Source organism: Psychrobacillus sp. 05T411, from assembly GCF_056396485.1.
Genome location: NZ_JBFTLO010000043.1, coordinates 22,614 through 28,917 on the forward strand (window position 1 = coordinate 22,614; position 6,304 = coordinate 28,917).

At 31.4% G+C, this 6,304-nt stretch carries 10 protein-coding genes and 2 pseudogenes; 10 read left to right on the plus strand and 2 right to left on the minus strand.

Annotated elements, in window-relative coordinates:
• Nucleotides 1-172 precede the first annotated feature (172 nt).
• Nucleotides 173-406, minus strand: a complete 234-nt coding sequence (locus tag AC1DFT_RS19625; RefSeq protein WP_478161165.1) for a hypothetical protein — start codon at nt 404-406, stop codon at nt 173-175.
• A 388-nt stretch (nt 407-794) separates the two neighbouring features.
• Between AC1DFT_RS19625 and AC1DFT_RS19630 the strand changes: the two genes are divergently transcribed.
• The 7 genes from AC1DFT_RS19630 to AC1DFT_RS19660 all read left to right on the plus strand — a co-directional run bounded on the left by AC1DFT_RS19630 (nt 795) and on the right by AC1DFT_RS19660 (nt 4,357).
• Complete coding sequence (locus AC1DFT_RS19630) at nt 795-1,070, plus strand: hypothetical protein (protein ID WP_478161167.1); 276 nt, start codon at nt 795-797, stop codon at nt 1,068-1,070.
• A gap of 355 nt (nt 1,071-1,425) precedes the next feature.
• Nucleotides 1,426-1,635, plus strand: coding sequence for a transcription initiation factor TFIIIB (locus AC1DFT_RS19635; protein WP_478161169.1), 210 nt, complete (start codon nt 1,426-1,428; stop codon nt 1,633-1,635).
• Nucleotides 1,636-1,793: 158 nt separating this feature from the next.
• Nucleotides 1,794-2,306, plus strand: coding sequence for a GNAT family N-acetyltransferase (locus AC1DFT_RS19640; RefSeq protein WP_478161171.1), 513 nt, complete (start codon nt 1,794-1,796; stop codon nt 2,304-2,306).
• A 196-nt stretch (nt 2,307-2,502) separates the two neighbouring features.
• The gene (locus AC1DFT_RS19645; RefSeq protein ID WP_478161173.1) at nt 2,503-2,739 is read left to right on the plus strand and encodes a hypothetical protein; all 237 of its coding nucleotides are present in this window, start codon (nt 2,503-2,505) and stop codon (nt 2,737-2,739) included.
• A 138-nt stretch (nt 2,740-2,877) separates the two neighbouring features.
• Nucleotides 2,878-3,147 (plus strand): hypothetical protein, encoded by a 270-nt coding sequence (locus AC1DFT_RS19650; RefSeq protein ID WP_478161175.1) that lies wholly within the window; start codon nt 2,878-2,880, stop codon nt 3,145-3,147.
• A gap of 137 nt (nt 3,148-3,284) precedes the next feature.
• Nucleotides 3,285-3,587 carry a hypothetical protein gene (locus tag AC1DFT_RS19655; RefSeq protein ID WP_478161177.1) on the plus strand — a complete coding sequence of 101 codons (303 nt, stop codon included), beginning with the start codon at nt 3,285-3,287 and terminating at the stop codon, nt 3,585-3,587.
• A 371-nt stretch (nt 3,588-3,958) separates the two neighbouring features.
• On the plus strand, nt 3,959-4,357 hold the full coding sequence (locus AC1DFT_RS19660; RefSeq protein WP_478161179.1) for a hypothetical protein: 399 nt from the start codon (nt 3,959-3,961) through the stop codon (nt 4,355-4,357).
• A gap of 193 nt (nt 4,358-4,550) precedes the next feature.
• Here the strand turns inward: AC1DFT_RS19660 and AC1DFT_RS19665 are convergent, their stop codons facing one another.
• Nucleotides 4,551-4,694, minus strand: a complete 144-nt coding sequence (locus AC1DFT_RS19665; RefSeq protein WP_478161181.1) for a hypothetical protein — start codon at nt 4,692-4,694, stop codon at nt 4,551-4,553.
• A 372-nt stretch (nt 4,695-5,066) separates the two neighbouring features.
• Here AC1DFT_RS19665 and AC1DFT_RS19670 point away from each other — a divergent pair, with 372 nt between their 5' ends.
• The 3 genes and pseudogenes from AC1DFT_RS19670 to AC1DFT_RS19680 form a co-directional block, all read left to right on the plus strand.
• Entirely contained in the window at nt 5,067-5,255 is a 189-nt protein-coding gene (locus AC1DFT_RS19670; protein WP_478161183.1) for an RNA polymerase sigma factor, read from the plus strand.
• A gap of 15 nt (nt 5,256-5,270) precedes the next feature.
• Nucleotides 5,271-5,609 (plus strand): annotated as a pseudogene (locus AC1DFT_RS19675) (RNA polymerase sigma factor); the annotation flags it as partial.
• Nucleotides 5,599-6,304, plus strand: a pseudogene (locus AC1DFT_RS19680) (anti-sigma factor); the annotation flags it as partial. The pseudogenes AC1DFT_RS19675 and AC1DFT_RS19680, both read left to right, overlap by 11 nt.

Consider the following 6,304-nt stretch of genomic DNA (forward strand, 5'->3'; position numbering starts at 1 on the left):
AATGACAGGATTTACGTTGATTCAATCTCCTGCTCGTGTGTAAATACAAACAACACCGCTCTTTAGAAGAACGGTGTTGTTGATGTGTGTATATTCGAGAATTTTGATCTCGCTTTATGAAGACGACTATACCCCAACTAAAAAGAACAGAAAAAATAAGGATATCAAAGCATTATTGTATGAAGTTTGATAGAGGTATTTTATTATTTAATAATCCCCCATTAAAATCTTGCCATTTTTCTTTTTCTCGCTCTACTGCTCGATTTTGCCATTCATACCACACATATTCACATTCACTACAATGACTTTCTACACCACTATTCTTACTCAAGTCTCTTCGTGTAAATAGGCTCTTTTTTCGACAGCTATAGCAATAGATTACTTTATCATCTTCTATTTTTACCACAATAATTCTACCTCCTTATGTCAGAAAAGTAACACAAGTTTAACCATTTAAAAGACTTCCTAATCGTCACTGGAATAATGGTAGAATTAATTTGCTATGTTACCTACATTGGATAGTTGGGTAATTTTAAAAAAGTTTAAAAAAACATTTCTCCTTAAAGATTACTTAGAAGGGAGGTGTTTTTTTTTTAGTATTATTAAAAAATCGCGAAAAAATGCACTTTAACTAAAGGTTGCTTTAGTAAAGTTCATGGGTTGCAGACAACTATTATTTATTATTGAACTAAAGCAGCAGTTTAGTTCAATAAGAGGTAATTTTTATACAATTGTCGAAATAGGTATTACATGAGGATAATTTCAATCCAATTTTTGGGGAATGGGGAGTTAAATTGAGAAAAATATTCACTATATTATTTACAATAACTCTTTTAACGGCTTGTTCAAATCAAGAAACTATTAAAGCTACTGGTGAAGGCGACTTATGGAAAGCAAATGTAACATACGAAGTGACCGATTCTGAACTCTATGATAGAGGAGGAATTGAATGTATTGGAGATGAAGAACTTCTTTATGTCACTTATTCGTTAGTACTGACGAAGGTGGAAGTACTGGAGAAAGGGAACCTCAAGAAAATCAAACCGCTATATCGTTTGGAACAGGTGTAAGTAATCATCCTCCAACGATAGATGAGGCAAATATATCATTAAATCATGCTTATATAGAAATTAAATGGCGGACTAATACAGGCGAATATGAAGAAAAAATTAACCTGAAAGTAAATTAGTTTTTACAAATTAGGTCTTTCTTCTTCAACTAACGGGTGCTTTACTTCAAGAAGGAGTAAAGCCTTTTATTGAACTAAAGCAGCTGGTTAGTTTAATAAGATGAAATCAATTTATTGTTCAATCATAATTGTGTTAAGAACATCAGAAAAATAGCGATTCAATCATTTGAAAAATAATTATATAAGGATTTGCTTTTATTGTAATCTTTAAATATATCTAAAGTGGAGGTTTACAAATGAAACATTCTACGAGAGTAACAGAATGCCCTAAATGTGGTGGAAAAGAATTGGGGCAAGGTAAAAATGGTGGTAGTGGATATGCAGATATTCTTCCATCTAATAAGATGAGCTTTGGATCAGAAGTTGAATACACCATTTGTACTGAATGTGGATTTATAATCGAAAGCTATGTAAAAAAGCCAGAGAAATTTAAGGGGACACTTTAGATGTTCTTGCCAGTGGCTGCCTGTAAGGGGAGCTTTTTCTTATTAAACTAGCGACGCAGTTTAGTTGAACAAGGATTGATATCTTATATAGGTTATTCGTGTCTTAATATCGAAACATGATAATGAATGGGATAAGTCTTATTGATGGGGGTTAGGAAGTGTACATTAAAACAAAAAGGTTATTGATACGTAAATTTGAAGTCAAAGATTGGCAAGCTGTATATGAATATACATCAGATATCAATGTTATGAAATATATACCAGAAGGTGTTTTTTCTGAAGAAGATGCAAAAGAGTTTGTAAATAGAAACATTGGTGATAAAGCTGAAAAATTTCCTGTCTTATTAATTGATGAGAACATTCTTATTGGGCACATTTTCTTTGATAAATATTTTGGTGAATATACATATGAGATTGGATGGGTATTTAATCCGAAATATTACAATAAAGGGTATGCTTCTGAAGCGGCAAAAGCGATTTTGAAATTTGGTTTTGAAAAAATGAAGTTACATAGGATTATAGCAACTTGTCAACCTCAGAATATTCCATCATATCGAGTTATGGAGAAGATTGGAATGAGAAGGGAAGGCTATTTTAAAAAATGTATTCCAAACGGAAATGAGTGGTGGGATGAGTATTATTACGCTATTTTAGAAGAAGAGTGGAAATGAGCTACAATAAATTTTAATTAAATGCTTTGCTTGTTTAACTAACGGGTGCTTTACTTCAAGAAGGAGTAAAGTCTTTTTTCTTATTAAACTAAAGCAGCAGTTTAGTTTAATAAGTAGAATTTATTTAAGGGATTATTTTGTAACTCTTTACGCTTTAGAACGTATTTACAATTATAAAATAAAATGGAGGTCTTTAATGAATAGAAATTTATTGCTTCCACTATTATCATCATTAGGAACAATGGTATTACTTTATGTATTAGGCTTTATATTTAATATAGCTGCATTAGAGTTCAAAATGTTTCAAAATGAGCCATTAAAAGACGGTTCGATTCTTGATGCAGAAATTGCATTACTTCCAATTGCTATCGGGTTAGTAGTTGGATTTAGTGTGGAACGAATCGTTAAAATAAGAAACAGGAAATTGAACTAACGGGTGCTTTACTTTAAGAAAGAATGGAGTTTTTTGTTATTGAATTAGCGCTGTTGGTTATTCAAAAGAAGGGGGGGTAAAACAATTACTGGTATATTCCTTGGAATTTCAGTGCTAGTTATGGGGTTTAGCCACCTAATGAAGAAGGACTATTTTTTACCTGAAAAAACTAGAGTTATTTTAGGCGAGGAAAAGTTTCAATCTTATCAGAGAGGGTTAATTTTTCCTTATTTATTTTTAGGAACGTTAATGATTTGTATGACAATAGTTGAAATGATGAAAATTCTTCAGACATCAATATTTATCACTTTATATATTATCTTAGGCATTATTCCTTTTATATTGTTGATTGCAAATAATAAAAAAAATACTGGTCGATATTGGTTTTGGGTAAATGACTTCAAGTAAAGTGGAAATATAAAATATTTCTATTTCAACTAACGGGTGCTTTACTTCAAGAAGGAGTAAAGCCTTTTTCTTATTGAACTAAAGAAGCAGTTTAGTTGAATAACAAATAAATTTAGATATTTTAAGGAGTTTGCAAAGTGAAGAAATTTGGAACAGTTTTATTAATATTTCTTATTATTGTTGGAATTATTTTTAGTTATATCCATTATAAAAAATCAACCGTTGAAAAAAGTGTAATTAACTATCTAATTACAGAAAAGAATATTCCAAACGATGACATTATTTCGAGTGAACCATTTATTGCGAATTTACAGGGTGATAAGAATTGGATGGTCAGTGTTAAATTGAAAGATGATGAGAAAACATACTTTTATTACAAAAATAAAGGTGAAGTTGTCTTGGAATCTTATAAAGAAAACGGAGTAGAATACGTTCAGTAATTTATGACTCTTTTTTGTTGGTCTTAAGCTAAAGCCGCAGTTTAGTGAAAGAAGAAACTTCGAATATACATGGAGAAGTAACAACCAGAGATGGTGGTATTATTTGTTAAAAGTGTTAAGGGTTATTTTTGGGGGATTGTATTCATTTTATCAATGTACTCACTTATAACTGCAAAAAACGAGGCAATGCCTTATATATTGTTTTTCTTTGGTGCGATGGCATTTGTTGTAGGAATTACTGAACTAAAAGAAAAACGAAAGACAATTGCAGTATATCTTTTCTTGTATCTGCTTTTGTTTTTTTTGTTTTCATTGATACTTTTAATGCTTTTCACTAACGGTGCAGCTTAGTTCAATAAGAAAAATGAAAAATGAAAAAAGTAAAAGGTGGAGTTTCCATGAGAGAAAAAAGTAGAATACATTTTTTGATAGAAGCTGAAGAGTGGGAAAATGATGAATGGGATACTGAGGATGAAAATACGGATGTCAAAGTTACCTTTTCAGACCGTACTGTATGGATGGCAACATTTTTCACATACAAAAACATTCAGACTCTCAGAGAGAAGAATAAAAAGACAGGCGAATGTATGAACGGAACATACTTTCGAGCAAGCGATATGGTTCTAATTGATATTGTAAGTAGAGATAGAATTGTTGAAGTTATTGATTATCTTATCGATACCGGTGAATTTGAGTCTGCATTTACTAAATATCCGGAAGTAGATAGTGAAGAGGATTATTTATATCCAGAATATTTCTTCTTAAGCTAACGGGTGCTTTACTTGAAGATCGTTGAGCTGCTTAGGGCTCGATTCTTATTGAACATATATTTAGAAGGATGCCGAAGTCATTATAAAAAGTGGAATTATTCAAGTAAACGCACAAAAATATTTCAATGAGGTAAGGTAAATATGGCAATTTTAGCGAGTGATATATTTTGGTTGTCGCTTTTATTTTCAGTCTTCATTTTGTTTTTGCACTAATTGTTCGAAGTTGGAAAAGTTTTTTAAGTCTAGGTATTGTTTCATTACCACTTTCTTTATATTTTTTTGCGGGAGAACTACCTGTACAGTTTTTCGGACTTCTTTCAATAATTTGTTTTGCCATAGCATTGCTACTCTTTTTACTAAAAAAGCGAAAACCAGTATATTAATTTGTCTTCTTCAACTAATGGGTGCTTTACTTCAAGAAGGAATAAAGCATTTTTCTTATTGAACTAAAGGGGCAGTTTAGTTCAATAAGAGGTATTATAGAAAATTGTTGAACTAGTTATTACATAAGGATAATTCAATCCATTATTATCAAATATAAAACAATAGAGACAAAGAGATTGTTTTTGCCGTCTTTCATCCATTTTGGATGAAAGACGTTTTTTATATTTGATAAAACAGTAAATAAATTTTCCTTAAATAGAAAAATAAAAATTTTTTTGAGAGGAAATAGAGATTTGTTCGTTATAGTAGTAAGGAGGTGAATCGGATGGAGATGGATGAAGTGATTGCGAGAGTAAATAACGGAGAAGAATATTACTTTGCACACGTTATCAAACATTATGAACAGAAAGTCTTTAGCACTGTTTTACGAATTGTCCGTAATCGTACTGTTGCAGAAGATATCGTCCAGGATATTTTTATTAAAGTGTACTATAACCTACATAATTATAAATAAACAGGGTCATTTAATGCATGGCTCTATCGAATTGTGGTCAATAATTGTTTTGATCATTTACGAAAACACAAGTATCAAACGACACCAATCGATATCGAAGTAACGGATAGTCGTTATCCGGAAAAAATATTGTTATTACGTGAAGAAAATGAGCAATTAGAGAAGCTTCTTCAGCAATTAGATGAAACCGAATATTTTGTATTGTTATTGAAATATGTGAATGGGCTTAGCTACGATGAAATTGGGCATGTGCTACAAATTTCTTTAAACGACGTTCGTAACAAACTGCACCGTAGTAAAAGAAAACTAAGGTCAATCGGAACGACAAAAGGAGGTTTTTATTATGAAATGTGATTCGAACTTGTTGGAAGATTATATAGAAGGTTTTTTAGAAAATAGTGAGCAACAAAAAATAGAAGCTCATTTGCAATACTGTAAAAATTGTCAGAGTGAATATGAGCAATTAGTAAATGAACAAAAAGCTTTATTTGCACAACTAAATAAGCCAATGATGACGCATAGTCAAGCTGACTTCATTATGCAACGTATTCAAACAAATACAAAGCGTAAAAAATCTTGGCATACATTAAAAATTAATGTAATCAGTGTTGCAGTTATTGTGTTAGGCTTCGCACTTTATTACTGGAATAGTATACCGAATGAATTAACACAGCAGATTGACGAGTCAACTCAATTAGTTGAAGCTAACAGTAGTGAACAGAAAGACCTTTCAACAGCCGAACAAGTCCCTAGCTTAAATGAGCCGTTTTTAGATGTTTCGATTGATGAAGTTGTAGAAAATGGAGACAACGTTGATATTCATTTTCGAGTCAAATTCAAGGATGAATACCAGCAATATTATGAAAATTTATACGAGCAAATTCGAACTCGATATCAATATAAAGAKAGTGCTGACCAATTGCAACTCGATCATACGCAAGACGACTTTTTCGGTAAAATGAGAACAGAAATTCAATATGCGATTAGAAATGAAGCAGGACAATTAATTAAAAGCACAAAGTATTTAGAAGGTGAACAACCTATGATCA